We start from the raw sequence: 26,396 nt of genomic DNA, 5'->3' as shown, positions 1-26,396 counted from the left end.
CTGAGCCATACGCTGGGCGAAGCGGAAGCTCCGTTAGCGTGTGTTGCCCGTCAGAATCTGAAGAGGGAATTTGTTGGGAGTGGAGGTGACTTGGGGGATTGGTCCCGAGCGCGCATGTCTCGCGTTGCACTGGCTGCATGCCTGTTCGCGACCCTGTTGTTGGCTCAAGTCCAACCTGTCGCAGCACAAAACACATTTGAACAGCCCGCTGCAAGTGGATCGCAATTGTCGCCCAGTGGCTCACTCTTTGATCGTATGACCGAAGCGGTGCAAGGGGACTCTGTGGCGGGAGGCTTGGGAGAAGGGGCGAGTGCGACGGCAGAAAATTTTCTACTCAGCGGACCCGAAAAATGGACTAGCCGTGATGGCCTGACCAGTAGCCTGCAAATTATCTTACTGTTGACGGTCCTGAGTCTAGCGCCAGCAATCCTGCTGATGACGACTTGCTATGTGCGCATTATTGTCGTGATGGGGTTGTTGCGGCAAGCGTTGGGGACGGGGCAACTCCCTCCGAGTCAAGTGATTACATCCATCTCGCTGTTCATGACGATGTTCATCATGGCGCCGGTTTGGAATGAAGTCTACGACAAATCAATCGCCCCCTACACGGCCCCTGGCTCAGACATGTCGGTCCAAGCCGCCTGGGAAGCAGGCATCACGCCGGTGCGTACCTTCATGATCCGGCAAATCGACATGGCGGGTAACGATGATGACGTGTTACTATTCCACAACTACAACGATCCGAGCGGGACGCTTCCCGAGAGTATGGAGGAGTTTCCTCTTCGCGTGCTGTTGCCGGCCTATATGCTCAGTGAATTGAAGACCGCATTTTTGATGGGGTTTCAGATCTTTCTCCCCTTCCTGTTGATCGATTTGGTCGTGGCCTCGGTAACGATATCCATGGGGATGATGATGCTGCCCCCCGCCATGATTTCCTTGCCCTTCAAGTTACTGCTGTTTGTGTTGATCGACGGTTGGCATCTAGTGGTGGAAATGTTGCTCAGCAGTTTCGGAACGTTGGCCTAAATCGAATTATTCGCATCCTCCTCGCTCGCATTACTCGCGACCCTCCGGCGAGCGGAAGGGGCAGATCAATTACAAGTTGGAAGTGAAAAGTAGGTCCCTATGAATCCTAGTGATGCTGTCGAACTGGTTCGAACCGCAGTGTTGAACGCCATGCTCATCGGCTCGCCCTTGCTCGTCATGGGAATGCTAGTAGGACTGGTGGTGAGCTTATTGCAGGCTCTCACTCAGATCCAAGACCAAACACTCAACGCCGTTCCCAAGATTGTCGCTATGATCCTGGCGCTCGTCTTTTGCATGCCCTGGATTGCCGATCGCATGATCGAGTACACGACCACGACCTACCAGAACATTCCGCTCGTGATTAGCAAATAGGTGCGATAGGATTTAGCCTTCATGGGTGACATGTTACTTTCTGTGCTGAGTCAGCCCCTGTGGATTTTCATTAGTGTCCTGGCGCGGATCAGCCCGCCACTCATGATGGCTCCGCCCACTCGCTCCTCGGCTGTGCCTGTTCGTGTGCGAGGCTTAATTGCGGTGAGTGCGGCAGCGCTGGTCACTCCGGTCGCACTCAGTGGTGCGCAACCGATGCCAGGAGATATTCTGAACATCGCCCTCTCACTCGTCGGTGAATTACTCTTGGGAGGAGTGTTAGGCAGTATTTTGCTCTTGGCCATTACCAGTTTGCAGATTGCTGGGCAAGCTATTGGCAATTTGGCTGGATTTGATTTGGCCACTTCTATTGACCCCAGTTCTGACGAAGAAATGCCTGTCATTTCAAACATGCTGGGGTGGCTCGCAATGGTCATTTTGCTGTTGATGGGCGGACACCGCGAATTGATGGAGTGTTGCTTGGAGAGCTTTACGCGCTATCCCGTCGGATCAGTTGTGTTCGAGGCTCGTTGGTTAGAAGAGTTTGACAGTGTCTTGAGACATACCTTTGTGATTGGGATTCGCGCGGCAGCCCCCCTGGCGACGGCACTATTGCTTTCCAATCTGATTACTGGGCTTCTGGCGCGTACGCTACCGCAGCTAAACGTTCTAGCTATTGGTTTTAATATCAATGCCATGGCGTTGTTGATGTTGTTGTTTTTGGCCGTCGGCGGTGTGAGCTGGGTGTACCAAACCGAGTTGTCGGTGTGGATTGACAGTTGTCATCGCATTGTCGCCAGCTCTCCCTCCTAGACGTCCTTCAAACGCAGAGCGATTTTTAAGTGTCCGATTCCGGTGGTGACAAGAAACATGACGCGTCTCCCCATCGCCGCCAGCAAGCGCGCGAGAAAGGCCAGGTTGCGCGCAGCCAGGATCTGGGATCTGCCTTGGTGCTGCTGCTGGCCGTTGTACTCTTAGGCTGGACTGGTCCACAGTTGTTGGAGTCGATCTCCGACATCATGACCGCCAGTCTGACTCAAGAAAATTACTGGTCGCTGGATGCGCATTCCGCATCGGGTATGCTAACCGCGTACACGCACCGTTGCGTGTGGAGTTTGCTGCCGCTGATGTCTGGCATTTGCGGAATTATCATCGTCAACAACCTGTTTCAGATTGGCTTCCTATTCCTGCCCGACAAGCTGAGTTTGGATTGGAAACGGATCGATCCCATGTCCGGTGCGAAGCGATTGGTGGCACTGCCCAATATCGCAAAACTCGGTTTTGGCCTCATGAAGATCGCGCTTATCACTGGGGTCATGATCCTGGGGCTGTGGTCGAAGTGGGACTTGATTCTAGGGGCGCACGCCTACACTGCTGGGGAGATTGGGCGGCTAGTTTGGACCACCACCCTCGATATGTGCATGCGAACCGCTATTGTGCTCTTGTTGCTCGCTGTACTGGATTATGGATTTCAATGGTGGAAGTTTGAACAAGACATCAAGATGACCGACGAGGAAGTTCGCGAAGAGAACAAGATGATGAACGGCGATCCGCAAGTCATGGCGCGCCGTCGTAGTATTCAAAGACAGATGTTGATGAACCGTATGTCCAGCACGGTTCCCGAAGCGGATGTGGTCGTCACGAACCCCACCGAACTGGCGATTGCGATCAAGTTTGACCACGAAAAAATGGCCGCTCCCATGGTGCTTGCCAAGGGAGCGGGGCATGTGGCGGCTCGGATTCGTAAATTGGCACTTGAGTCGGGCGTGCCCGTTTTGGAACGCAAGCCTTTGGCACAAGCCCTCTTCAAAATTGTCGATATTGGGGAAACCGTGCCGGTCGATCAGTACGCGGCGGTGGCCGAAGTCTTGCGCTACGTCTATCAATTGCAAGGCAAGAAATTGCCGCAAATGAAATCTGCCGGATAGGTTGGTGTCCCCGTGTTGGCGGCTTGTCGGTTTAAACGCGTTCTCAGTCGTATCGCGAAGGCAGCACTCCTTGGCTCCTGTAACGGCGACCACTCTTCCTTGCTCAGGCAGCGGGTTCCTAATTCAACAAGCCGATACGCGGCGACGTGGGAATTAGGGGCGGGGCGCTCTTCTTCCCCGGCCACGGCACATGCGCCGACGGGATGCTCTCTAGGAACTCGCACTGCGGTAGGATCGCAAAGCACGCGTGAAGACCCAGCGACTGCCGAGTACCGACAGTACTGCCGCCAGTAGGGTGAAGCCGGCCAGTGGCCATTCCCAACTGGCGCGGGGGGATAGGGGTTGTGCCAGCATGCGCGCCGGCACATTGACCACCACCAGCACCGGAATGATAAAGGTGAACAACAGCAATAATGGCAAGCCCCATCCCTTGGAATAGATCTCCATGGGATAGCGAGAGAAGTTGGTGATGTAGAACCAGAAGTCGTATAGCGTTTGGTTGCGTCCGAGCCACACGCTGGTGGCCGCCAGGCAGATCATCAGGCTGTAGAGAATTGCCACTCCACAGAGGATGTAGATGGGATAAAGGAATAGGATGGAAGGGTGGAAGACCCAGGGATGTTCGGGGCGGTGCATTAAGTGACTGAGGCTGATTGCCAAGAGAACACAGCCCAGCAAGAGGTTGGACAGGCTCGACCAGTTCACTTTTCGGAGTGACACCAGAAACTGGGTATCCATGGGCTTGAGCATGGCGAAATCGAGCCCGCCAGTACGGATCAGTTCGCTAAATTCTTCGGAGTTCGGCATGAAGAAAGCTTGGACGATCGAATTGATGATCCAAGTGGTTCCCATGAACACGAAGAATTCGTATTTTCCCCAGCCGGTATTGACTCCAATCGAGCTCGCGTGCTCAAAAATGATCCAGTAGAAGCCGACGTTCATGATGGCCCACGATAGGCTGGAGACTGCTTCCAGCAGAAAATTGGCGCGAAACATCATATCGCGCACCAGAGAATTCCGCGCGAAGGTCAAAAAAACGAGCCAATAGTTGGGATGTTTGGGCTTTGCGTCGACCATCATTTAGCCTCCATATCCACTGTAGCGTTTGAGTCCCCGGGCGTACAACATGCGGGCGGTGAGGATTAGGCCGACGAGCCACAGGCATTCGACTCCCAATTGTTGCCACAGCTCATCGGGACTCACCTTGCCAAGAAAAATTGCAGCTGGGAAATAGGCTAGATATTTGAATGGTAAGTAGTCGACGATCGTGTGCCACGGTTCGGGGAGTAGGTCTAAGGGGAACATGTGCCCGGATAGGAAGAAGTTGAGCAGCATATAGACGAACAGCAGTGAGCTGACCTCGAGAAACCAAAATCCGATCAAACCGATGCATAAATCTAGCAAATAGCCGAGTGCAAAAGCCATCAGCAAAGCGAGGCAGAAGGCCACCAGCGTTTCGGCGGGAGGCCAGCCCGCAGTGAAATATCCCCGACAGAGGAAGAAGACCAAAGCGAAGGGGAGCGTGGATACGGTATAGTAGGCGACTTTGTGTGCGGCTCGCCCGAGAAAGAGAAAGCCCACCATATCGATCGGTTGAATCAAGAATTTCTTGATCTCTCCATCGCGTATCTGCTTGGCGACCGTTGAAGCTAAGCCAGGCATGCTCGAAAATGCACGACCGAGCATCGATAGAAGGTAGTACGCAACCATGTCGGGAAACGTGTAGCCGGCCAACCGGCCGGTAGTCGAGCCACTAATGCCGACGGACTCAAACACGGCCCACCACAAGAAGATCTGCGTGATGATCGGTAGAAAACGCATCAAGGTGCCTAGCGCGAAATCGCCGCGGTAGGCCAAACGTTCTTCCAACGCGATCCGAAAAATCATCCACCAACAACTAAATCGGCTAAATCCACTCGCGGCAGTGACATTGGTCATGAGCTAGCTACCTCGGTCGATGGCTTGTTCGTTCCCGAGATGCTCGGCGCGGCGCTGGAGTCTTGATAGAGTTTGGTAATGACTTCTTCCAGCGGTGGATCTTCAACGGAAATGTCGACCACTTCATATTGCTGAAGGATGGTTGCGAGCATCTTGGTCACCTCGCTCCGCTGGCACCGAAGCGTTACTTTCGGTAGTACCACGGATTCCACTTCGGCATAGCGCTGCAGCCCCTCGGCCGATTGCCCTTCGGCCAATTGCAGTTTCAGTAAACGCGTGCTACTGAAACTATCGATAATCCCCTCGAGGGAACCATCAAATTTGATCGCACCATCGGTAATGACTACAACTCGCTTGCAGAGTGCAGCGATGTCTTTCATGTAGTGGCTGGTGAGCAGGATGGTGATCTTGCGTTCTGCTTGGTAGAAGCGCAGGAACTGCTGAATGTTGTGTTGTGCAACCACGTCTAGTCCGATGGTTGGCTCATCCAGGAATAGAACTTCGGGAGAGTGGAGCAGGGCGGCGATCAGCTCCATCTTCATGCGTTCGCCCAGGGACAGTTCACGCACCGGTCGGCCCAGCAATTTTTGCACGTCGAGCAGGTCGGCCAGTTCATCGAGGGTACGGCGAAAATCGGCGGGATCAATTCGGTAAATTTGCTGGTGTAGGCGGAAAGATTCCTGAGCGGGCAGATCCCACCAAAGCTGGTTCTTCTGCCCCATGACCAGTGCGAATCGTCGGCGATAGTCGTTGTCGCGTTGCCAGGGGACGTGCCCCATCACGCGCGCCGTACCACTGGTGGGATAGATGACTCCCGAGAGCAGCTTTAGAGTGGTCGTTTTTCCGGCACCGTTGGGGCCTAAGAAGGCGACGAATTCCCCTTGCTCAACACTTAGATTGACATCGTTTACCGCATGGACATCGCGATACTCACGATGCCACAGCCCACGAACGGCTGCCATCAGCCCTTCTTGTTTCTGGTAAACACGGTACGATTTTGACAGATTTTCAATTTCAATAATGGCCATAATGCTCAAGTATAGAAAGACGCCCATTCCTCGCCAGCCTAGGCACTGCTGACTCGCTGCTCGAGTCTTGTCGCGCGGGCCCTCGCTGTCAGCCAACCGCTCCACTCAGGTTCCTCAGACGCGTTTCCCGCAGTGCCGGCAATTGGCTAGCATCCTCCCCGACCACTGCTTGGAGCGAATCCAGTACACTCCGCCTGTCACTCACTAAATTGAAGCTCTCATGAATTTTGACATCCGCATCGGGCTAGGGCATGACACGCATCGCTTGGAAGCAGGCGGGCCGCTCCGTTTGGGAGGCGTCGATATTGACTTTGCAGGACATTTAGTTGGGCACAGCGATGCCGACGTGCTCTTGCACGCGATTACAGACAGTTTGTTAGGCGCAGCCAACTTGGGAGATATTGGAGAAATGTTCCCTGATACCGATCCCGCCCTGCGCGGTAAGGACTCGGGGGAGATGCTGGCGGCCGCCTATGCACGCGTGCAAGCGGAGGGGTGGGAGTTGTGCAATCTGGATTGCGTGGTCTTGGCCGAACGTCCCAAGCTGTTGCCGCATCGGGAGGCCATTTGCCAACGCATCGCTGAGCTCCTCGGGGTCTCTCCGGCAGCCATTGCGGTGAAAGGCAAGACTGGGGAACGCAGTGGTGAGATTGGCCAGGGGAAGATCATGCAGGCCATCTGCAACTGCCTAATTCAGCGCCGCTGAACCGTCGGTGGCACAGCGATCGATTCTACGCCAAGATTTGTTACGCCAAGATCTCGTGCAAGGGTACGCCTTCAACGAGCTTAATGGGGCGGCGATCTTCCGCCATATTCTCTGTATCGGGATCGACCCCCACGGCGCGGCACAGCGTGGCCAGAAAGTCTGCTGCAGCCACTGGCCGATCGGTGACTTCTTGCCCACCGGAGCTGGTGGCACCCACGATGGATCCGCCTTGGATTCCAGCACCTGCCAGGACGCAAGTCCAAGCATTGGGAAAGTGGTCGCGGCCTGCATTTTCGTTGATTTTGGGAGTCCGCCCAAACTCTCCCATCCACACGATGGTCGTCTGCTCAAGGAGACCGCTACTCGCTAAATCGAGCATGAGTTGGCTCCAAGAGCGATCGAGTCGTTCACTTAAACGCTGCACGGTACTAAAATTATCCGCATGGCTATCCCAGCTCAAGCCACCAGGTCCATCACTCAATGAGACCTCCACGACGGACACATCGCGTTCGATGAGACGCCGGGCCATTAAGCATCCCTGACCGAAGCTGTCGTTGCCATACCGCTCGCGCGTAGCAGTCGATTCCTGCTTTAAGTCGAATGCGGCCACCAATTCGCTTTCGGCCAATTCCATCGCGCGGCGATAGACCGTGTCGTGGGTCGCCGGCGCGCCGACTCTGCGACGTGCACCGTAACTCTCCTGCAATAACTCCCAGAACTCTCGCCGCAGCCGCAAGCGTTCTACGACTAAGTTCTCTGGTGGCAGTAAATTGTCCACACGTAGATTGACCGGTTCGTCCGCCGTCTGCGAATCATCGGCGGCTGATTGCTGAGGATCAAAACTGGCCGTGCCGGCGACGGTCAGCGGTTCACGCGATGCCCCGAGGAAGCCGCTGCCAAAGGCGGCAGGATTGATGAAGGTGTTGGGCAGGATGCTGACGTAGCCGGGCAAATTCGGATAAGGACTCGACAACTCTTTGGCTAGGGCTGCAGGCAGCGATGGGTAGCGAAGAGGTGCACCGGGGCGTTGTCCCGTTCGGATGAGATAGGTTCCACGACTGTGGTCTCCCTCCTTGGTCTGCATGCTACGCACGAGGGCTAAGTGTTCTGCTTGCTTCGCCAATTGAGGGAGGTGTTCACTGAATCGCATGCCAGGCACGCTGGTCTGCAATTCCTTAAATTCTCCCCCGTTTTCGTGACCCGGCTTCAGGTCAAAAGTGTCCAGCTGTGATGGTCCACCCGGCATCCACAATACGATCAGCTTGCGACCGGTATTGGCGGACTTCATCTTGGCGGCCAATCGATGGGGCCAAGTCGCCGCTCCACCCACGCCGGCTCCAAGAGCTAACATCGTCTGCAGGCACGCTCTACGATTCGGTTGCGTCATCGCCATACCCTCGCCAAGTACTTTGCACTCCACCCCAATCATTATCTCAGGCAATCAGTGTAACACGCCGCAATGTGCCTTATTTGCCAAAAGTGTGCCCATTGACTTTTTGGATGGATAGGTCGAATTGGCAGGATGGGTGGAGGCGGCCAGCGTTTCGATGTAGAAGAGCGGCTGCACCACACCCCCAACCTTCTTTCCCGAGGCAGCGGAAATGGAGTCGGACGCTTTTCGGGTAGGATGTGGAGTGGATGTTGTGGGAGAAAACGCAGAAACGTGCATTAAGAACAACGGTCTATCGGTATCTAGCAAATGTCGGCAGAATAGCAGCTCAGACGCGGATTCTGACGAACTCGCCTCTTCTTCTGTAATTCTTTGTCAGTTCGAGACGTCCTATGGAATCGGTCCAGTCGAATACGCCCGCCCTTCAAGAGCAAGACCCACGCCCAGGATTGATGGTGGATCGATCGTTTTGGGGCATGACGGTTACCCAATTCCTTGGGGCCTTCAATGACAACCTGTACAAGCAGTTGATGCTGCTACTGGCCGTACCCGTGGCACTTGCTGCAGCCAATGCTGGTGGTGGGGCAGGGGAGAGTAGCGGAGATATTCAAGGTTGGGCTTCTCTCGTCTTTTCGCTTCCGTTTGTACTGTTCAGCGGTTTTGCGGGGTATCTTTCCGATCGCTACAGCAAGCGTCCCATCATTGTGCTGTGCAAAGTGGCTGAGATCGTAATCATGCTGCTCGGTTTGCTGGCGTTCTATTTCTACGGGATGTTTGGTACCGCAGGGACGTGGATCGTACTGTTTCTGATGGGAGTCCAAAGTTCGTTTTTTGGACCTGGAAAGTACGGCATTTTGCCAGAGTTGTTTCGAGCGAAAGATCTACCTCGAGCCAACGCGATCATTCTCATGACGACCTTTCTGGCCATCATTTTCGGTACCGTTTTGGCCGGGACCTTGAAAGATGTGCTGGCCGGAGAAGATGGTGATCTGACGAATCTCTGGATGGGACTCGTTGTGTGTTTCGTGATTGCAATGCTAGGGACGTGCAGCTCTCTGTTTATTCGACGCGTTCCCGCGGCGCAACCGGGAATGCCGTTCAGTATCGATAGCGTGGCAGTTAGCAAGGATATCTACGCGGTCTTGAAGCAAGATCGAGTGCTGTTGAAGGCGCTATTGGTGTCCAGCGTGTTTTGGCTCGTCTCCGGAATCGCGGTACCAACCATCAATCGGTTGGGTTTGGAGTTGTTGCAAGTCAATGCGACGAGCACGAGCTTGCTGACCGCATCGATTGGCTTTGGGATAATTCTGGGAGCTCTGGTGGCCAGTGCGCTGTGTCGCAAAGGGTGGGGAGACACCGCTGTGTCTATCGGCCTGTGGGGGATCTGTGGGTCCTTGATCGCCCTCGGATTTTGGACTCAAGGGGATCAGCATGCCCTGGGGTTTACCGGTAGTATTATTGCGTTGGTGGTGATGGGGATTTTTGCCGCGATCTTCTCCATCCCAATTCAAGTCTTTCTGCAGGAGCGTCCACCCCTTGCGGTCAAGGGACGCATGATTGCCACCATGAACCAGGCGAATTTTGTGGGCATTATGATTTCAGGGCCTCTCTACCAGGTCTTCGAAGCCATCGCGGGAGCGTTCGGGTGGCCCATTTGCAGCGTGTTCCTAATGATGGCGGTGCTCGTCTTGCCACTGGCCGCCCTGTATCGCCTGAAGTCCAAACAGCCGACCTAAAAGAATGTCTGTAGGCAGATGTCGGCAAACACCGAGAGCGGTGTGGGGGCCACGCGTGGCTGGGGTTTGAGTTTCAGTGCCGACGCAGCCACCGCTCCTGGTGTCGCGCTGTTGCGGAAACTCATCCCTCCTCGCTCACGCGGCTGGTGACGACTGATTGGAGTAGCGCGGCGATTGCGTGGCGTCTTTCCCTGCTGTGGCGGGTGTCGATGTGAAGGCGTTGTTAGTTTTGACGGGGCGGTAGCGACTCAGCTTGTCCTGTGGCGCCAATCACCTTTCCTTGCTCACGCGGCGGGTTGCGATTTTTGAGGAACCTAGCGATCGCATGGTGTCTTTCCCTGCTGAGGCGGGTGTCGATGTGAACGAGCCGGAGCGGGGGGATTGTGGCAGGCCTTTAGCGCCAGCGGGCTTGTGCTTCTGGCAGTGGGTAGTCAACTACCGTCGTTTGCTGGCGGCCAGACCCTAGGTCGCACAATCGTTGGTAGCCGCGAGTCACTAGATCGACGCGTTCTGCGGCAAAATGAACGTCCATCAGCCTGCGGTCAAAGTCACCTTCGACTTGCACCGGTGGCGTGAAACGACTGTCATCAATGAACTGAGCGAGGGTGGGATGGCAGCGCAAGTGGCACTCACGCCGTGTATGGAGCGTCTCGGGATCGATCCAGCCGATGACGTATTGCAGGTAGAGGGCGCTATCGGCTAGCCCCTCGACCTCCTCCCCGCAGACTTCGCACAAGTAGCCTTCGTCGCACTTTGCCACGACTAATCCAATCCCAGTACGTCAAACATGTTGTACATGCCGATGGGCTTGCCGACCAAGAATTTGGCCGCCGCCAGGGCGCCTTGCGCGTAGCTGTCGCGGCTTGAGGCTCCAACTCGCAATTCGATCGTTTCCCCCAGCATGCCGAAGATGATCGTATGCTGCCCTGGATCGTCGCCGGTGCGGACCGCATGGTAGCCGATCTCAGAGCGGGTGCGAGGACCACAAAGGCCTTCGCGACCATGAACGTGTTTGTCCAATCCCATCGCCTCGGCAATAATCTCGCCGAATTTCAATGCAGTACCGCTGGGGGAATCTTCTTTGTAGCGGTGGTGGCGTTCGATGATTTCAACGTCGGCACCCTGGGGTACTGTCTTCAGGGCAGTCGCAGCCTGTTGCGCAAGCCGCATTGTAAGATTCACTGCCAACGACATGTTCGGGGCCCAGCAAATAGGGATAACCTGAGCGGCCGCGCTCACCTGACTCATCTGTTCGTCGGTGAGTCCCGTGGTGGCGACGACTAGGGGGATCTTGTGTTGGGTGCAATGCGCCAATGCGACCATGCAAGCTGCAGGGACCGAGAAGTCGATGGCCGTTTGACATTCTGCCGGCCAAGTCCCAGACAAGGGAACTCCCAACTCGCCAACACCTGCCACCAGACCCGCATCCTGGCCACACATGGGGTTGGCGGGATTGTCAATTGCGCCCACGACTTGCAATTCAGGATCCTGGCTTCCAAGGGCGACGAGTCGTTTTCCCATGCGACCGCCAGCACCGTGAATGGCGAGTTGGATTGGCATCGTAATTTCCTGCGTTTTAAGGGAGTGAGAGGTGGGGAGTGAATGTTCTAGGAAGCTGGAGAGGACGACAAGGCCGTACCCGAGCCGCCCTACGTTAGTCGGCCGTTTGCCGTTGAAGGGGCCGGCAGTTGCTAGGCTCGTACAAGAGAATAGCGGATGCTGGCAATCTGCAAAGGCGACTTGGGTGACCTCCGAGCCTTACGCCTCTTCGGCCAGGCTAACGGTTCGCTCCCTGGCAACAATCACATGATCGATGACTTGAATTCCAATCAATTCCCCCGATCGTTTGAGCCGTTCGGTGACCTCACGATCCTGTCGGCTTGGCGTGGGATCTCCGGAGGGATGATTGTGTACGAGTAGGATGGAGGAGGCTGCATCGCGAATCGCCGCCCGGAAGACCTCCCGAGGGTGAACAAGGCTGGCGTCGAGCGTTCCGACGGTGATGCGATGACTCTGAATGGGTTGAAGCTTGGTATCGAGCGTCACGATATGGAATTCTTCCTGCCTGCCGTCTTGGGCCAATCGGGCAAAGTGTCGGGAGCAGTAGTCGATGGCGGCATGGGTACTGTTGATTTTGCCTTTCGGCGAGTTCTGCAAAGCTGCTTCGTGAACCCGTCGTCCCAGTTCCACACCCGCCTGGATCTGGCAGAAGGCAACCTCGGAGACAGCGGTGCTCAGTTGCTTGAATTCGGCCGGCGACATTCGCGGCAAGCTCTCCATTTGCTCGTGGAAGAAATTGGAGAGTTTTTGTCCCGCTTGGACTGCAGACTCCCCTTTGCGGCCAGAGCGGATGAGGATGGCCAGCAGTTCACTGGTCTTTAGATTCACCGGCCCCAGCTCTAGCAGTCGTTCGCGCGGACGCTCTTCAGGTGGTGATTGCGTAACTTGACTGCCTCGAAATTGTTGTTCGATCCAGTGTTGAGTCGGAAACGATTGGGGGGGCGTAGCCCAGCTGAATCTCGTGTCGCTGCCGGTTGAGCCTGTGGTTCGCAATACCCCTTCGGAGACGAGTTGCTTGAGGACGTTGGTGATAAATCTAGGCTTCGCCTCTTGGCAACGCGATTGGATTTCCTGCTTGGCAAAATCACTGCTGGCGACCAACAGCCCCAGTAGCTCGTCGTATTGCGCACGTCGTTTTTCATCGCCACTGGGCTGCATCGAATCGCCCCTTCAGACCATCAGACTTTAGATCTACCACCCGCTGCGCGGTGGCAACGGTTTGATACCAGCATAAAGGATTGTTAGGGCTGGTTGTAGAGTTTTCGCGGATCTGTGGCAGGTTGAGGGGGCGGGGATCGGTTCTGCCGCAGGGGGCGTGTGATCTTGGCCCCGCCAGCGGAATGTTCTGCTATTGCGCTAAGGGGACGGATTCGGTTTGCAAGACAACCATGCGTTGGTAGAGGCCGCCTTGCTCTAGCAGCTCCGCGTGCGTTCCTTGTTCAGCAATTCGCCCCTCATCCAATACGAGGATGAGGTCCGCATGCATGATGGTGCTCAAGCGATGCGCGATAACGAAAGCGGTCCGGCCATGCAGGAGTCGCTTGAGGCTATTTTGGATGAGACGTTCACTCTCACTATCCAGATTGCTGGTCGCTTCATCCAAAATCAAAATACGAGGGTCGGCCAATAGCGCGCGTGCGATGGCTAAACGCTGGCGTTGCCCACCACTCAGCTTTACTCCGCGTTCACCGATCCAGGTGTTGAATCCTTCGGGCAACGCTTCAATAAACTCGAAAGCAGCCGCGGCCACGGAGGCTTCGACAATCTCCGCCTCAGTGGCTCCTCGGCGACCGTAGGCAATATTATCAAGCACCGTACCGTCAAACAGGAAAACGTCTTGCTCGACGACGCCGAGTAGTTTTCGGTAGGAATCGAGATGGATATCGCGCACATCGCGTCCATCCAGTTCAATGCTGCCGCCGGAAGGCTGGTAGAAGCGGGCGACGAGGTTGCATAGTGTTGTTTTTCCAGCGCCACTACGGCCGACTAGAGCTACGGTCGCGCCCGCCGGCGCGGTGAAGCTTACATCGTGGAGGACGTTTTGTTCGGCTGCGGGGTAGCGGAACGATACTTGGTTAAAAACCAATTCGCCCGAAACCTGTTGGCGCGCTAGGGTGATCGCACCTGGATTGCCGGACGGCTCGTTGGCTTCATCCATCAGATCAAGGACGCGATCGAGTCCGGCGAGGTTGTTTTGGAAGGACATGGCGCTGGAGGCGATAGAAGCGATCGGTCCGAGCAGCATCGTCAAATAGACCAGGAACATCATTAGATCTCCGAGCGTCATTGAGTGGTTCAGGATCTGCCAACCTCCATATAGCAGCAAACCAGTCGAAGCGAGCGGGATGAGAACTTCCCAGACGACTTCGATGATTCGGGTGGACCACCAGACCATCAATTGTTGGCGAGCCAGCAAGTGCGTGCTGCGCGTAAATCGACTCGACTCACTCTTGTTTCTAGCAAAGGTGCGGACGATACGGATGCCACCAAACGTTTCGGTGGTGGTGGCATCGATCTTCTGGCGACGCGAGCGGATGTCTTTGTACAGAGGACGCACGCGGTGAATCCAAGTCCGGTGGGTGAGCCACACAACGGGCAGTAGCAATAGCCCTCCCAGCATCAGTCGCCAGTCGACCAAAACTAGGATGGTAAGGCTACCGACCAATTGGATGATCGCTTGCCACGGGTTGTAAAGCATGTGGAAGATCAGGTCGGCGATTCCTCCTGCATCCTCGCGAATCAAGCTCGTAGCACCTCCGCTCTTGAGTTCCTGGATGCGATGTAGGGGGAGACGCATCGAATGTTCAAAAACTCGGCGACGAATGTCTGCTTGGACCATGTTCACCGCTTTGGTCGCATACCAGCGTCCCGCCAGGTGCACGACCGTGCGCACCAACGTCACACCACAAACGGCGATGGCGATGATCCACAGCAGCCCCATCCGCGACAAATCGCTAGGTAGCCAGGCCGACAGCCAAGGGGGCATGGGCTGCGGCGGCTCGGTCATGACATAGTCGATGGCAAACTTGGTTCCCGCGGGCGGAATCAGGCTGAGCAGTGTCGAGATGGTTAATGTGAACAACGCGAACAGAACTTTGGGGCGATGCTCGGCCAGCTGCATCCAAAAGGCGGATAGCAATTGCCAGAAAGTTCGCTGGCGGGTTTTCTGTTCTGCAGAATTGCCATCGGCAGAACCGCTTTTTTCCTGACGGCGCGCGGACACTTCTTGGAGATAGCTCTGATAGCGAGTTTTACTACTCGGATTCGACATTGAGAATTTTCAATCGTTTCGTCAGTTGTTCGATGATCTACTGAAGGAGCAAATTGCAGGAGGCGGAGGGAAGTCTGTGGTGATCGTTAGCGGCCGGATTTCATCCCTTTCCCAGCAAATCTGCTTCTCGGCGTTAGGTGCCAGGGATGGCGGTATCCGCTCGCAGCACTCCATGGAAAGACCGGGGATTTTCCATTTCGGGCAATCTCGGGTGCACCTGCTGCCTACTAGTTGCGTAAACTATACGCATTCTGCAAGCATCTGGCTTGGGGTTGCCACGCTCCAGCTTAGGGGATTCGCTTGAATCCGAAGCGAATTCCCTACTTCGGGTTCGTGTGCGCAGCAGAATTGCCCATACGATAAATACGGTTCTCGTCTCTACCTTGATCTGCATTGTGGGAAATGGTTTTGCGGAAAATAATGGCTCATTGGAAAAACGGTCTGATTGCACTCATGGTCAGCCTAATGCTAGGGCTGCTGCTGCCGCGACAGTGTGCCGTTGCCCAAGATGCGAGCGGAGGACGGCCTGCTGCGGAGCTGGCGCAGCGAAGCTTGGAGTTGCCAGCTGGAGCGACCAATGATGCTATTCTCCAGTTTAGGATGATGCAGCATTTGAGCGCCTTGGTCACCCAGCACGAGGCTCAGGCTCGCTCCAAGGCCGATCAGCCCACCTCGCCACTAGAAGCATTGGCCCCGCTCTTAAAAGATTTGAATCACGAGCAGCTCGCCGCTTTACAGGAATTGATGAAACACGCTCCCCCAATTGGTTCGAGCGGAGTGGATCAGCAGGCTGAGTTGAACTCCTGGGCGAAATCGCTAGCCGCCGGTGAGCTGCCCCCAGGCTTGCCTCCAGCCGCCGCTCAGGAGGCTGCCAAGGCTCTTCAGCAACCGCAGTCGACGAGCAAACTGCAGGAATTGCTCGAACGCTATCAACGCGATCGACGCCTGCCCTTTCAGCCGGGTGCTGGTGGGGACGACGGCCCGCAACTCTCCAGCCCCCAGCTCCCCGGCTCGGTTGACGGCAGCGGAGCGCCGCGTTCAGCCGCGGAGTCCAACCGCATTCCGCCGGTAGGCAGCTCCCCCGCCGGGCAATTGCCCGATAGTAAATCGCCCAGTAGTGACTCGGGTGGAAGTGACTCGCTTCGTTCCAATCCAACCATACCGAACCCAACTGCGCCGAATCCAACTGCGCCGAATCAAACGGCACCGCGTTCGAACGCTGAGAGTGTGGGGGGCTCGAACCCCAATGCATCGAGTCTGGGGCTTGGAGATCTGTATTCGAGGAGGCTCCAGCGCGCGAAGCAGCAGCTGGCTGCGACCTCTCTCGCTCCTGCGGCTGATGATTCCACGGCAAATACTCGCCCCTCGGGATTGAGTCCCCTTAGATCTCCAGCGGAGCCGGGCGACGCGCGGGAATTACGGCCGGAACGGTACCCGTCTGGCAGCCCGGAGAGTGCGAATGCCGAGGTTCCACAGTCGGGCCTTTCTTCGCCTGCTGCCAATTCTGCAGCGTCTGCTGAGCCGGTTGCTACTGGCAGCGCCGCTGCTCCAGGGGCTGGGCGCGAACAAATTTTAGGCTGGTTGAAGAACCTTGCACCTCAAGGCTCAACCTCGACCGTTCGCGAGCCGGCTGGTCTCCCGTCGGTCCCCGAGTTTCTCCAAGGTGTCCAGCAGGATGCATCGCAACTACCTCCGCTGAGTAGTCTCTTAGAAGCGGCGGGAATAGGGGGACTTTCGGAGGCGCTGGCAGGTGCGGGGAAGGGGATGAGCCAGCAGGAGGTGAAAGACGCGATTCGTGCTTTAGCGCCTGAGGGAATCAATCGCAAGTTGGATCGTGATGGTTTCCGAAAAACGTTTCGTGACCTGCTCAGTCAGGCGCAGAGCGAATCCCAGCGGGGTAAGTCTGGCGGCCGAGATTCCACCGGCACCAGTGATGGGGCATTTTCTGGATTTGAAGCTAGTTTGATGCAAGCCCTGGATGGCGTACGGGATGATGTCATGGACATGGCAAAAGATTTGAAACCCAAACGGACGCCTTCGGCTGTCCCGCGCGCGACCAACGCTGCATCTAGTTTGAATGCAGCAGAGCACGCGAGAACCGGTGGGACGAAAGAGGGGGGAGATGGACCGATTGGGGGTAGTGACAGTCCTAGCACAAGCTCGACGACGGCCGGCATCGGTTCCGCTAGCGGAAGTTCAAGTGCTAAAACGTCCGTATCGTCGGTCCGCAAATTTGCCCAGTCGGCTTCGGAGTTCCTTAAGAGTCTGGCGGCCGCTCCGGCGGCGCCAAGTCCGAGTGGGGCAGGGCAGGGGAGTGTCGGCATGGGGCCTTCCGTTAATTCAGGACTCCGTATGGACTTGCTCCTCCTATTGATGCTCATTGGATTGGTTGTCTTGATCTGGTACCTGCGCCGGGCCGCTGCAATGACTCCGGGTGCATCGAATTTGGCACCCGCAATGCATCACTACGAAATTCAAACACAAGCGGACATCATTCGTGTATTTCACGCACTTGCCCAGCGCTCCACGTCGCCGGCGGAGCGTTGGTGGACACATCGCCGAGCGGCTGATGCGATATTGGCATCACGCCCGGGTACCGATGCGGCGTTGGATACCTTGGCGAGATTGTATGAGCAAGCACGCTATCGTCCTTTGGATCAACCGCTAGCAGCGGAGCAGTTGACTCAAGCGCGGCGCGCCGTGGAACAGTGTCTCGCATGACTTCATCGGACAGCAAGCAAATGTGGCTTCGCGCAGGATGTCTCTTGCTCGCGTTGATTGGGGGGGGCCTTCCGGCGGATGGTCTCGGGCAGGAGGTGGCGCAGGCACCAGGGGCCGCCCAAGCGACATCGGTGCCAGTCGATTGGCAATTCCGTTTTGATTTGTTTGAGATGTTGTTGGAGCAAACGGGATTGAACGTCTCGGATTCTGTCGATCCGATTCTCTCGGATCCAACCCAATCGGTTCTCGTGGTGCTCGGAAACCCTGACGTCCTGGAGGACTTGGCACCTAGCCTGCATCGCTTCGTCGAGCATGGAGGCGCGCTGTTGTTCGCTACGGACAATAGCGTCTGGATTTCATCCTACTGGCATATTGGCGGCGGTCCAGTGAAGACGTCGCAGAAGAAATATATGGTGCAGGGGCATCAGGATTGTCTCAAGCTCGATGCGTTGGCCCAGGACAGTCCGCTCACCGAGGGGGTGGGGGAGATTGTCCTCAATCGCAGTGGTTGGCTCAACCGTCTCGACCGCCGCTGGGGAGTCTGGCAGCATGTGGCCACGCTTCCGTCCAGCGTCACCCCTGAGGCAGCTAGTCGACGGCCGGTCTTAGCATCGCTTGACTTGAAATCCTCGTCAGGGGGACGCATGGTGTTGGCCGCAGATCACAGCCTGTTCACCAATGGGATGCTATGGCATGGAGACAACGCAATTCTGGCGATCAACGTTGCGAAGTTCCTCAATTCAGGCAAACGCCGCCAACTCTGCTTTTTGAAGGATGGCCAACCACTAGCCAGCTTTCGCGAAAAGCTGCCTGAACTGTTGCCTCCCGAAGAGCTGCCACCGGTCCCCCTCCCGGAACTTGAACTTGAGCAAATGCTGCGAGTTGCCAACACGGTGATCTCCAAAGTTGAGGATTCCGATTTGCTCAACGAGTTTGTCGCCGATCGGCCGAGACGCCTCTCCTCTCGCAGCTATTACCGGGTCCTGCTGCTGGGGTTGGCCGCCCTGCTATTCCTGATTGCCGTTTTTCTGGTATCGGGCAAGTCGAAGAGGTTTACGACACCTTGGAAGAATCGCCGCAAAATGTCGAATCTCGATTTGGCGCAGATGGCATCGAGCCGTGCCATACCGAGAGCCGTGCAACGCAGTCAGGCAGCTCAAGTTTTAGCCTCACAATTTTTGACCGATCTTACGAACTCAGCCAATCCTGAGATTTGGCGGGCTCGGGTGGTTGCCATCGATCAGGAGTCGCCGTCGCATGACGAGTCGCGGCAATTCCAACTGGCCTCTATACTCGATGTAGCCTGCCAGCCATCGAACAGTCCCTGGCCACGGCAGCGTTTGTTGGAATTCAACTCAGCGGTTGAGCGATTGCGACAAGTCCTAATTCCGCGACGGCAGGTTTAACGCGATTGGAGCGTCGAGACTGCCTGCCGAGTCATTTTCATATCCCAATCCACTTCCACGAAGTTATCATCCCAGTGTCCGACACCCTTGAACTCGCCCAACAGGTCCGTGAACTCAGGCAGCGTACGCTTTCAGCCGTGAGGACGGTCGTGGTTGGGATGGATGACGTTGTCCAGCAACTCCTCATTTCTCTCTTAGCCGGTGGGCACGTATTGCTGGAAGGGGTGCCAGGCACCGCCAAGACGACCCTATGCAGGACCTTTTCCGCCGTATTGGGAATCGCCTATGAACGGGTGCAGTTCACCCCTGACTTGCTTCCCTCGGATGTGACGGGAACGCAAGTCCTCGATCGCCAAACTAGTGATTTTGTACTCCGCAAAGGACCGATTTTCTGCCAATTGTTGCTTGCTGATGAACTCAATCGAGCCCCTGCCAGAACCCAATCGGCGCTGCTGGAAGCAATGCAAGAACGACAGGTAACGATTGAAGGCAAGACGCTTCCACTTCCCGAGCCGTTTATGGTGTTGGCTACCCAGAACCCAATCGAACAGGAAGGGGTCTACCGCTTGCCGGAAGCGCAGTTGGATCGCTTTTTGTTCCGCATCGAAGTTGGGTACCCGGATCGCGGGGACGAAGTCAATATGTTGAGCTTGCATAGTCGGCCGATTCCCACTCCGGCCCCGGTGACGAGTACAGAGGAAGTGCTGGAGATTCAGCGGCGGGTCGACAACGTCTATTCCACCAGTGAGCTGCAGGGCTACATTATCGACCTGATACGCCAGACGCGCCAGCATCCCGATTTGATTCTTGGGGGGAGTCCGCGAGCGGCGATCAATCTAATGCGTTCCTCCCGAGTGCAGGCTCTCATGGCCGGTCGTGACTATTTGACGCATGAGGACGTGCAAAACGTCTGCCTGCCCGTCCTGGGGCACCGCATTATCATGCGTCCCGAAGCTGAGATGGACGGGCGCAGTGCTCAGGAGGTGATTCAAGAGGTCATCGCATCCGTCCCTGTGCTTACCGAATCAAGCCCCTCCAACCGTTAACCCCAATTCTCCTCTTCATGACGAATCGTTGTCGAATTCTGATATTGGTGGGCGTGCTGGGAGGGCTGGCGGGAGTCCTGCGCAGTCAAGATACGCTGGCCATCCTTTCGCTGAGCATCCTGGTGTGGTTGTTTTTTAGCTGGTGCTGGTTTCGGATCCAAACGCAGTGGCAGTGGACTCATATTCGCTGCACGCGGTATATCCACGGGCGGCCCGCACAGCAATGCGTCCTGTGGGCGGACCGACGCATCGAGGTTGAATTGCGGGTGGAACTGCCACGCATTCGATTTGGAGCGCCTGTGGTGGTTCGCGACTGGGTGCCCGAATCGGTAACACAATTGAGTGGCGAGAGTTTTGCTTCCGTCGATTGGCTGGCCTCCTCTCAATGCTTGATCTACCAAGTGCTGATCAACTCCGCCGGCAGTGTCATTTTCCCTGGAACTCAGTTCCAATTTCAAGATCCACAGGGATTGTTTATCGCGGAACGCTTTCATGACGAAGAGTTGCATCTGCGGTCGCTCCCAAGTTTTGCGACTACAGTGGATTCGCACCCCAATGTGAAGCGCTTGAATTCGATCCCTCAGCATGGTATCCACCGCTTGCAACGCGCCGGCTTGGGCTCCGAGCTACTCGAGCTCCGAGAGTATCAGTCTGGGGATCCTCCCAAGTCAATTGCTTGGAAGGTTTCGGCGCGTCGCGATCGCTTGATGACCCGCCAGTATGAATCGGAAGTTCCCGTGCGACTGACCCTTTTGGTCGATGGCTACGCATCGAATCGAATGGGAGGTTGGGGGCTGCGCATGCTGGACCAGCTCAACTATGTGGCTGCCAGCGTGGGGCGGTCCGCGATTTCCGCTGGCGATTTGGTAGGGTATGCATTGATGGACCAGGGAGGGGTGAAACGCCGCCGGCCCAGTGGGGGAGAGCGCGCATTCTTCCAGTTGCTCGAAGCCTTGGCCGAGTTTACCGCAGACGCAGAACTGCCACCGCCCGCTTACACTCGATCTCTCCTACACAGCGCCTTGGCCGTTTGCCAGCGTCGCTATCCTGAGTTGATGGAGAGCAAGGTCAATCGTCTGCCGTGGACCTTCTGGCCACTGCCTCCTTGGCGAAAGAATTGGCGCCATAGGCAGCAGATTGCGGCTTTGCTGGGAGTTGTTCAACAGCTGAGCTCCACGCAAACTGCACAACTCGCTTTCGATGACCACAGCATGGCGGTGGCCATCCAGCGTCTTTTGCGTGAAAGTGGATGGGATGATAACGGTTCAACCCTGCCCGAATCCTCGCCGCGAACGCCAGATCGCATCCCTATGTTCGCTCGCGAGGTGCTCAAATCGGTATCTCTGGCACGCGACAACGAGGTCTTTGTCTTGATGCTGGACCTGCTGGATGCCGATAGCGACCTGGACCCTCTTCTGGCAGCGGTGCGAGTGGCTGTAGCACGGCATCACCGTGTTGTTTGTATTTGCCCAACCCCAACAACGCACGCTTTCCAATCGACAGACGGGGATTCTTCCTCTCAACTTACGCCACTGGAGAGGGAATTGCAGGTGTTGAGCCACGCGGCCGAGTTGCGTGTGCTCCGGCAGATCCAACCGCTCAAACGCATGTTGCGCAAGTCGGGGGCTCGGGTGGCCTTTGCTGGAGATCGTCAGGCCATAGCACTTGTGCTGTCCGAAGCTGAATTGGTGGGCAGTGGCCGTACCTTGGCAAGGAGTACACGATGAGTACGAGCAGACTCGCTGACCCCAGTCGTTGGATGCTCTCGATGTACGCCATTGCTACGTTTGCTATTGGTATGCTCCTCGCCTCGCAGCTATTCGCCTTCGAAGAGGCAGCATTTCTCTTCAAGGCGGTCTTTTTCGGCTTGCTGGCCCTTACATTCTGGCGTTGGTCGGGCGCCATCGTATTGATCGGCATACAAGCCTATCTGTTTTTCTGCGAGCCTGCTGAGTTAAGCGAGGTCGAACTGGTGCGTTTGATGAGCGAGTGCATCTTAGCCGTTATACTGGTGATGTTGATCAGTCGCTTGCGGTCGCTCATGCAACTGCATCAAATCAACGGCATCCATGGATTGGTAGGGGCCCTCATGCCTCGCACTCCAGGAATTACAGCGGACGTTCCCACCGACGGTGATCAGCCAACTGGCCTCGAGGTGAATGCGTCGGCGATACCGCCAGTCCAACCCGTCTCGCATCTGGCAGCCTTGGGGCTGCTGGGCCTCTCAGCCTCTGCCGCTGTGGTGCTGGCCTGGGGACTGTACAGTTCGATTCCAATAGAACCCCAGTCCATTCGTAAAGTCGGATTGATTCCCAGCGCGTTGCGAACTCTTCATTTGAGTGCTGTGCTCGCGTTTATTTACATCTTGATTTCGTTGCTTTTGAACGAGTGGAGTTGGCGCAATAAGACTCGGCGCCAGGCGGTGCTCTACCTGCGAACTACCCTGGCGAGCTGGTTGTATGCCGATTTTCGAGCACAGCACCGTCGTCGCAAGCGTGCAAAGTCAAGTTGAACAAGCTGAAGCTTGGAAGGAGCGTCCCAGGGCGCCGCTGCCGTTCCGAGCTGTCGAATTGAGCTGGGCGGTGTACACTATACCGGAGCGGGCTTGATTCGAGTTGGGAGCCAGTCAACCGTTGGAGTCCGTTCAAGAATAACAACTCATGGAGAGTCTCGATGCTGTTTTGGTTGCGAGAGATCGCAGGATGGTTGCTGGTCGGCTTTGCTGTCTGGCTCCTCATAATTGCCCTGGATTATGTGAGCCATCGGCAGGTGGTTGAATCTGGAGTTGTGGCCTTCATTGGGTTGGGGGTTTTGAAGGGAGGGGTCTTACTCGTGAGGGTTTCGACCGCCGCGCGACTGGCAATGCAGATCGATGAGCCTGCATCCTCTAAGGTGAGGTGACGGAAGCCTCCCACCGCTGCACGTGGGAGCCTGCTTGGGTTGCTCACACCGAGTTCTTCCGAAATTTCCCGAGCAGGTCACATTCAGCGCAAGGGGATGTCGTCGGGTCAGTGGATGCACTTTGTACGACAAACACTGCCTTGCTGGACACGCTCTGTGGTGTTCTACGAGCAACTGGTTTGGAGCCGCATCGTTAGATGCTTGCACCTGCGAACATGCGGCTTTTGAATTTTCGACGCGCCCGAGAATCAGTCCCCAGACGGACTTGAAGCCGCAGTTTCAAGTCGCGGTTTCAGTCGGCTCTTCAAGCTGATTTGGAAAGTGAGCCAGAAGCGAGCTGGTTCAGCTTGTTGTACAGGGTTTTAAGACTGATCCCCAATTCCTCAGCGGCGGCCTGCTTATTCCCCTCATGTCGAGTCACAGCTTCTTGGATAACCGTGAATTCCATTTCTTTGAGCGACATTGGACCTAGGGAGCGGAGTTCTTTGCGGAGTCGACGGTCGGTAAAGTGTTTGGGCAAGTGCTCGCGCAGGATGGGAGGGGCCTCGCACAGGATGGAGGCATGCTCGATCACGTTAGCCAATTCTCGAACGTTGCCTGGCCAAACGTGATTGACCAATTCTTCCATTGCTTCAGCGCTGAAAATCTGAGCGTCGGCAACCGCGTCGTCGCGGAAACGTCGGAATAGATGGACTGCCAAGTTCGGGATGTCGGAGACTCGCTCTCTCAGCGTCGGAAGATGAATTTCAAAGGTGTTGATGCGGAACATCAAATCTTCGCGGAATGCACCCTCTTCAACCATCTGCTCGAGATCACGGTGGGTTGCACACACGACTCGGACGTCGACTTTGAAGGGATCGTTGTCACCCACGCGGCGGATTTCGCCACTCTCCAGCACTCGCAATAATTTGGCTTGCATGCCCAGCGGCAGCTCTCCGATTTCGTCCAGGAAGATGGTACCGCCACTAGCGACTTCGAAGAGTCCGACGCGTTGGGCGTCGGCACCTGTGAAGGCACCTTTGCGGTGACCGAACAGTTCGCTTTCGATGAGATTCTCTGGCAGTGCGCCGCAGTTGATCGCGACGAACGCCTGCGAAGCTCGAGGGCTTTCATCGTGCACGCTGCGGGCGACGAGCTCCTTGCCACATCCGGTTTCGCCGCGGATGAGAACGGTGGAATGCGTGGGAGCCACTTTCGACACCAGTCGCTTTACCGCTTGCATCGACGCGTGTTCGCCGATGAGTTGTACGCCGGTCGAAGTCTTTTCAATACGTTTTTTATTGGAGTAGAACTCGCGCACATTGTCGCGACGTTCGAGCAACCGTTGAAGTAGAGCTTGCAGGTCGGTCAATCGACATGGTTTTGTCAAATAATCGCAGGCGCCGTAACGCATGGCTGCGACGGCAGTTTCGAGCGATTCCTTACCCGTCATGACGACCGCTTCGGTCTCGGGAGACAGCTCTCGGACTTGTCGGATCACTTCGATCCCATGGATGCCAGGCATGTCGAGGTCGACTAGCAGGCAGTCGAAGGACTCGCTGCGCGCTTCGCGTACGGCCGATTCGCCGTCAGGGCAGACCGTGACACGATGCCCCATACGCGGCAATTCCATGCTCATGAGATCTTGCAAGGACTCTTCGTCATCGGCAAAAAGGATGCGAAGGCCATTAGGCGGCTGCTTTGAATCTTTCATAGGATGTACTACTAGTTGACCTAAGGGGCAATGTTAAAGTGAGTTGGGAACCTTGACCTGGACCGGAACTGGCAGGAACCAGGGTCCCACCATGATCCTGGACGATGCGATAGGAAATGGAGAGGCCCAGTCCGGTGCCTCTACCATCTCGGCGGCGAGTGAAGAACGGTTCGAAAAGATGCTTTAGCACTTCTTGCGTCATGCCGCAACCGTTGTCACTGACCTCCAGCGTGAAGCACTCTTGGTCGGCCTGCAAACGCACTCGAACGACTCCACCCTCTTCACACGCATCGAGTGAATTGGTGAGTAAATTCAGAACGACTTGTTTGAACTCTGTGGGGCTAACTTCGGCTGTTACACCGGCCTGGCCGATATACTCAAGCTTCTTGTTGCGGTACTGGCCGAGATGTTTCACGAGGGCGATGACATCGCTAACCGATTCGTCGATTTCCGTAGGTTGTTTGCGCTGCGTTTCACCCAACCGCGAAAAATCCAGCAACCGTTCGGTGATGCCTTTGCAGCGGAAGGCTTCATCTTGAATGCGAGCCAGGTATTTGCGTAGCACTTCGATCTGTTGGTCGTCGTAATTTGAGCGTTGCGATAATGCGGTCTGAGATGTCTCTCCTGTCGAATCTTCTTCCGTTATCTCCGCTGGTCGATGGAGTATTTCGTGCAATCGACTCTCCAATGCCTCGGCGCTCCAAGCGATGGATGCCAGTGGATTGTTGATTTCATGAGCTACCCCGGCGGCTAGGAAGCCGACACTGGCGAGTTGCTCACTACGCACGACTTCACGACTGCGTTCTTGCACTTTTTCATTCAAGTTTTGTTGGATTTCAACAAAGCTGCTGGTCATTTTATTAAGTGCATCGGCCAGTTCGGAAAGCTCGTCTTGGGAGGAGAGGTAGATGCGGTGATTGAAGTCGCCGCGGGCAATTTGGCGACTTCCAGACAGCAACGTCTTGAAAGGTTGGACGACCGAGTTACGGAAGAACCAGAACATAATGGCCACAATCGTCAGGGCGATCGCAGACGAAAAAGTAATGATGATAATCAGCGCTCGGTAACGGCTGCGGACCTCGCCACGGAAGTGCTTCATGCGCTCGAGGATAAAAGTTGGCAATTCACGAACATCTTCCATGAGCAATTGCATGTCATTTTGCAACCAGCTCGCTGTACCACTGAAGAAAGCGGGGTCATTTCCATTGCAGAGCCATTTGATGCCATCTAGCTTGCGGCGAATCTCAGAGACACATTTTCGTTCCGGACTGCGGTCTGAAAGAAGGTGATCAAAATCAAATTTGTTGACCAATTCGTGTTCGTAATCACCGAGTTGCGTGTCAACCTTATGCACTTGGTTGTGGAATTCAAGCCTTTGTTGAGGTTGAGTTTGCACGAACAGCATTAGGCCTGAGGAGGGTGAGGGGCGTTGCACTGTTGAGGAGAGGCGTAGGAGTTCATCCATTTCGAATCGCAGGTCGGATGAAGCTTCGAGTTCGCCGGCCAGTTGCTCCACGACCAAAGTTAGATCTCGGTAGGCGTACGCACTCCGCAGGCTGCAGTAGACTAGCAGCAGGAGAGTGACGGTGAGTAAGACCGTGCTCAACAAGATTTTTTTGCGTATAAGCATCCGTGAAAGCACGTGCACGACTCCTCATTGTCGCGAGGGGGCTGAAA

23 protein-coding genes are annotated in these 26,396 nt (G+C 55.9%); 12 read left to right on the top strand and 11 right to left on the bottom strand.

The features are described 5' to 3' along the window. The first annotated feature begins 114 nt into the window (after positions 1–114). The 4 genes from fliP (at position 115) to Q31a_RS27860 (ending at position 3,323) form a co-directional block, all read left to right on the top strand. Positions 115–1,026: a flagellar type III secretion system pore protein FliP gene (gene fliP / locus Q31a_RS27875; RefSeq protein WP_145087725.1), complete on the top strand. Its 912-nt coding sequence runs from the start codon at positions 115–117 to the stop codon at positions 1,024–1,026. Between the two features lie 99 nt (positions 1,027–1,125). Continuing rightward, positions 1,126–1,398, top strand: coding sequence for a flagellar biosynthesis protein FliQ (gene fliQ, locus Q31a_RS27870; RefSeq protein ID WP_145085558.1), 273 nt, complete (start codon positions 1,126–1,128; stop codon positions 1,396–1,398). Positions 1,399–1,419: 21 nt separating this feature from the next. Further along, complete coding sequence (locus tag Q31a_RS27865) at positions 1,420–2,208, top strand: flagellar biosynthetic protein FliR (RefSeq protein ID WP_145085556.1); 789 nt, start codon at positions 1,420–1,422, stop codon at positions 2,206–2,208. 29 nt (positions 2,209–2,237) lie between these two features. Then, the gene (locus Q31a_RS27860) at positions 2,238–3,323 is read left to right on the top strand and encodes an EscU/YscU/HrcU family type III secretion system export apparatus switch protein (RefSeq protein ID WP_145085552.1); all 1,086 of its coding nucleotides are present in this window, start codon (positions 2,238–2,240) and stop codon (positions 3,321–3,323) included. Between the two features lie 210 nt (positions 3,324–3,533). On the opposite strand, the gene Q31a_RS27855 is transcribed toward Q31a_RS27860, so the two are convergent. From Q31a_RS27855 to Q31a_RS27845, 3 genes are read right to left on the bottom strand one after another with little or no spacing between them, the layout of a single operon-like run. Continuing rightward, positions 3,534–4,403 carry an ABC transporter permease gene (locus Q31a_RS27855; protein ID WP_197355829.1) on the bottom strand — a complete coding sequence of 290 codons (870 nt, stop codon included), beginning with the start codon at positions 4,401–4,403 and terminating at the stop codon, positions 3,534–3,536. Then, complete coding sequence (locus tag Q31a_RS27850) at positions 4,404–5,261, bottom strand: ABC transporter permease (RefSeq protein WP_145085549.1); 858 nt, start codon at positions 5,259–5,261, stop codon at positions 4,404–4,406. Beyond that, positions 5,258–6,289, bottom strand: coding sequence for an ABC transporter ATP-binding protein (locus Q31a_RS27845; protein WP_145087721.1), 1,032 nt, complete (start codon positions 6,287–6,289; stop codon positions 5,258–5,260). Before Q31a_RS27845 ends, Q31a_RS27850 begins: the two co-directional genes overlap by 4 nt. 220 nt (positions 6,290–6,509) lie before the next feature. Here Q31a_RS27845 and ispF point away from each other — a divergent pair, with 220 nt between their 5' ends. After that, complete coding sequence (ispF, locus tag Q31a_RS27840) at positions 6,510–6,995, top strand: 2-C-methyl-D-erythritol 2,4-cyclodiphosphate synthase (RefSeq protein ID WP_145085546.1); 486 nt, start codon at positions 6,510–6,512, stop codon at positions 6,993–6,995. 40 nt (positions 6,996–7,035) lie between these two features. On the opposite strand, the gene Q31a_RS27835 is transcribed toward ispF, so the two are convergent. After that, positions 7,036–8,382, bottom strand: a complete 1,347-nt coding sequence (locus Q31a_RS27835; protein ID WP_145085543.1) for a DUF1501 domain-containing protein — start codon at positions 8,380–8,382, stop codon at positions 7,036–7,038. Positions 8,383–8,777: 395 nt separating this feature from the next. Between Q31a_RS27835 and Q31a_RS27830 the strand changes: the two genes are divergently transcribed. Then, positions 8,778–10,121, top strand: coding sequence for an MFS transporter (locus Q31a_RS27830; RefSeq protein ID WP_145085540.1), 1,344 nt, complete (start codon positions 8,778–8,780; stop codon positions 10,119–10,121). Here Q31a_RS27830 and Q31a_RS31220 read toward each other — a convergent pair. From Q31a_RS31220 to Q31a_RS27810, 5 genes are all read right to left on the bottom strand, one after another. Further along, a complete protein-coding gene (locus tag Q31a_RS31220; RefSeq protein WP_261342696.1) occupies positions 10,118–10,246 on the bottom strand; it encodes a hypothetical protein in 129 nt (42 codons plus the stop codon). The genes Q31a_RS27830 and Q31a_RS31220 overlap by 4 nt on opposite strands. A 269-nt stretch (positions 10,247–10,515) precedes the next feature. Then, on the bottom strand, positions 10,516–10,881 hold the full coding sequence (locus Q31a_RS27825) for a hypothetical protein (RefSeq protein WP_145085537.1): 366 nt from the start codon (positions 10,879–10,881) through the stop codon (positions 10,516–10,518). A gap of 2 nt (positions 10,882–10,883) precedes the next feature. Further along, positions 10,884–11,681 carry a 4-hydroxy-tetrahydrodipicolinate reductase gene (gene dapB, locus Q31a_RS27820; protein WP_145085534.1) on the bottom strand — a complete coding sequence of 266 codons (798 nt, stop codon included), beginning with the start codon at positions 11,679–11,681 and terminating at the stop codon, positions 10,884–10,886. Between the two features lie 198 nt (positions 11,682–11,879). Continuing rightward, on the bottom strand, positions 11,880–12,839 hold the full coding sequence (gene radC / locus Q31a_RS27815) for a RadC family protein (protein WP_145085531.1): 960 nt from the start codon (positions 12,837–12,839) through the stop codon (positions 11,880–11,882). A 190-nt stretch (positions 12,840–13,029) separates the two neighbouring features. After that, positions 13,030–14,952, bottom strand: coding sequence for an ABC transporter ATP-binding protein (locus tag Q31a_RS27810; protein ID WP_145085527.1), 1,923 nt, complete (start codon positions 14,950–14,952; stop codon positions 13,030–13,032). Positions 14,953–15,372: 420 nt separating this feature from the next. On the opposite strand from Q31a_RS27810, the gene Q31a_RS27805 reads away from it, so the two are divergent. From Q31a_RS27805 to Q31a_RS27780, 6 genes are all read left to right on the top strand, one after another. Next, positions 15,373–17,673, top strand: coding sequence for a DUF4129 domain-containing protein (locus Q31a_RS27805; RefSeq protein WP_145085524.1), 2,301 nt, complete (start codon positions 15,373–15,375; stop codon positions 17,671–17,673). Then, on the top strand, positions 17,670–19,079 hold the full coding sequence (locus Q31a_RS27800; protein WP_145085522.1) for a DUF4350 domain-containing protein: 1,410 nt from the start codon (positions 17,670–17,672) through the stop codon (positions 19,077–19,079). The genes Q31a_RS27805 and Q31a_RS27800 overlap by 4 nt, the downstream gene beginning before the upstream one ends. A gap of 74 nt (positions 19,080–19,153) precedes the next feature. Beyond that, on the top strand, positions 19,154–20,125 hold the full coding sequence (locus tag Q31a_RS27795) for an AAA family ATPase (RefSeq protein WP_231690980.1): 972 nt from the start codon (positions 19,154–19,156) through the stop codon (positions 20,123–20,125). Between the two features lie 17 nt (positions 20,126–20,142). Continuing rightward, positions 20,143–21,852: a DUF58 domain-containing protein gene (locus Q31a_RS27790; RefSeq protein ID WP_145085519.1), complete on the top strand. Its 1,710-nt coding sequence runs from the start codon at positions 20,143–20,145 to the stop codon at positions 21,850–21,852. Then, positions 21,849–22,637 (top strand): hypothetical protein, encoded by a 789-nt coding sequence (locus Q31a_RS27785; protein ID WP_145085516.1) that lies wholly within the window; start codon positions 21,849–21,851, stop codon positions 22,635–22,637. The genes Q31a_RS27790 and Q31a_RS27785 overlap by 4 nt, the downstream gene beginning before the upstream one ends. 161 nt (positions 22,638–22,798) lie before the next feature. After that, complete coding sequence (locus tag Q31a_RS27780) at positions 22,799–23,026, top strand: hypothetical protein (protein WP_145085513.1); 228 nt, start codon at positions 22,799–22,801, stop codon at positions 23,024–23,026. 304 nt (positions 23,027–23,330) lie between these two features. Here the strand turns inward: Q31a_RS27780 and Q31a_RS27775 are convergent, their stop codons facing one another. Beyond that, positions 23,331–24,719 (bottom strand): sigma-54-dependent transcriptional regulator, encoded by a 1,389-nt coding sequence (locus tag Q31a_RS27775; RefSeq protein WP_145085510.1) that lies wholly within the window; start codon positions 24,717–24,719, stop codon positions 23,331–23,333. Further along, on the bottom strand, positions 24,694–26,349 hold the full coding sequence (locus tag Q31a_RS27770) for a sensor histidine kinase (protein ID WP_145085507.1): 1,656 nt from the start codon (positions 26,347–26,349) through the stop codon (positions 24,694–24,696). The genes Q31a_RS27775 and Q31a_RS27770 overlap by 26 nt, the downstream gene beginning before the upstream one ends. Between the last annotated feature and the right edge of the window lie 47 nt (positions 26,350–26,396).

Origin of the sequence: Aureliella helgolandensis, from assembly GCF_007752135.1 — a bacterium.
In the GTDB taxonomy this organism is placed as follows: domain Bacteria; phylum Planctomycetota; class Planctomycetia; order Pirellulales; family Pirellulaceae; genus Aureliella; species Aureliella helgolandensis.
The sequence above is the reverse complement of the archived record's forward strand: the minus strand, read 5'-3'. Positions and strand labels throughout refer to the sequence as shown.

Excerpts from the sequence above, each read along its gene's own strand:
- Q31a_RS27800 (WP_145085522.1), top strand. The coding sequence starts at position 17,670 with ATGACTTCATCGGACAGCAAGCAAATGTGGCTTCGCGCAGGATGTCTC.
- ispF (WP_145085546.1), top strand. The coding sequence starts at position 6,510 with ATGAATTTTGACATCCGCATCGGGCTAGGGCATGACACGCATCGCTTG.
- Q31a_RS27775 (WP_145085510.1), bottom strand. The coding sequence starts at position 24,719 with ATGAAAGATTCAAAGCAGCCGCCTAATGGCCTTCGCATCCTTTTTGCC.
- Q31a_RS27845 (WP_145087721.1), bottom strand. The coding sequence starts at position 6,289 with ATGGCCATTATTGAAATTGAAAATCTGTCAAAATCGTACCGTGTTTAC.
- radC (WP_145085531.1), bottom strand. The coding sequence starts at position 12,839 with ATGCAGCCCAGTGGCGATGAAAAACGACGTGCGCAATACGACGAGCTA.
- Q31a_RS27850 (WP_145085549.1), bottom strand. The coding sequence starts at position 5,261 with ATGACCAATGTCACTGCCGCGAGTGGATTTAGCCGATTTAGTTGTTGG.
- Q31a_RS27805 (WP_145085524.1), top strand. The coding sequence starts at position 15,373 with ATGGCTCATTGGAAAAACGGTCTGATTGCACTCATGGTCAGCCTAATG.
- Q31a_RS27835 (WP_145085543.1), bottom strand. The coding sequence starts at position 8,382 with ATGACGCAACCGAATCGTAGAGCGTGCCTGCAGACGATGTTAGCTCTT.
- Q31a_RS27785 (WP_145085516.1), top strand. The coding sequence starts at position 21,849 with ATGAGTACGAGCAGACTCGCTGACCCCAGTCGTTGGATGCTCTCGATG.
- Q31a_RS27830 (WP_145085540.1), top strand. The coding sequence starts at position 8,778 with ATGGAATCGGTCCAGTCGAATACGCCCGCCCTTCAAGAGCAAGACCCA.
- dapB (WP_145085534.1), bottom strand. The coding sequence starts at position 11,681 with ATGCCAATCCAACTCGCCATTCACGGTGCTGGCGGTCGCATGGGAAAA.
- fliQ (WP_145085558.1), top strand. The coding sequence starts at position 1,126 with ATGAATCCTAGTGATGCTGTCGAACTGGTTCGAACCGCAGTGTTGAAC.
- Q31a_RS27770 (WP_145085507.1), bottom strand. The coding sequence starts at position 26,349 with ATGCTTATACGCAAAAAAATCTTGTTGAGCACGGTCTTACTCACCGTC.
- Q31a_RS31220 (WP_261342696.1), bottom strand. The coding sequence starts at position 10,246 with ATGAGTTTCCGCAACAGCGCGACACCAGGAGCGGTGGCTGCGTCGGCA.
- Q31a_RS27855 (WP_197355829.1), bottom strand. The coding sequence starts at position 4,403 with ATGATGGTCGACGCAAAGCCCAAACATCCCAACTATTGGCTCGTTTTT.
- Q31a_RS27790 (WP_145085519.1), top strand. The coding sequence starts at position 20,143 with ATGACGAATCGTTGTCGAATTCTGATATTGGTGGGCGTGCTGGGAGGG.
- Q31a_RS27780 (WP_145085513.1), top strand. The coding sequence starts at position 22,799 with ATGCTGTTTTGGTTGCGAGAGATCGCAGGATGGTTGCTGGTCGGCTTT.
- Q31a_RS27865 (WP_145085556.1), top strand. The coding sequence starts at position 1,420 with ATGGGTGACATGTTACTTTCTGTGCTGAGTCAGCCCCTGTGGATTTTC.
- Q31a_RS27810 (WP_145085527.1), bottom strand. The coding sequence starts at position 14,952 with ATGTCGAATCCGAGTAGTAAAACTCGCTATCAGAGCTATCTCCAAGAA.
- fliP (WP_145087725.1), top strand. The coding sequence starts at position 115 with ATGTCTCGCGTTGCACTGGCTGCATGCCTGTTCGCGACCCTGTTGTTG.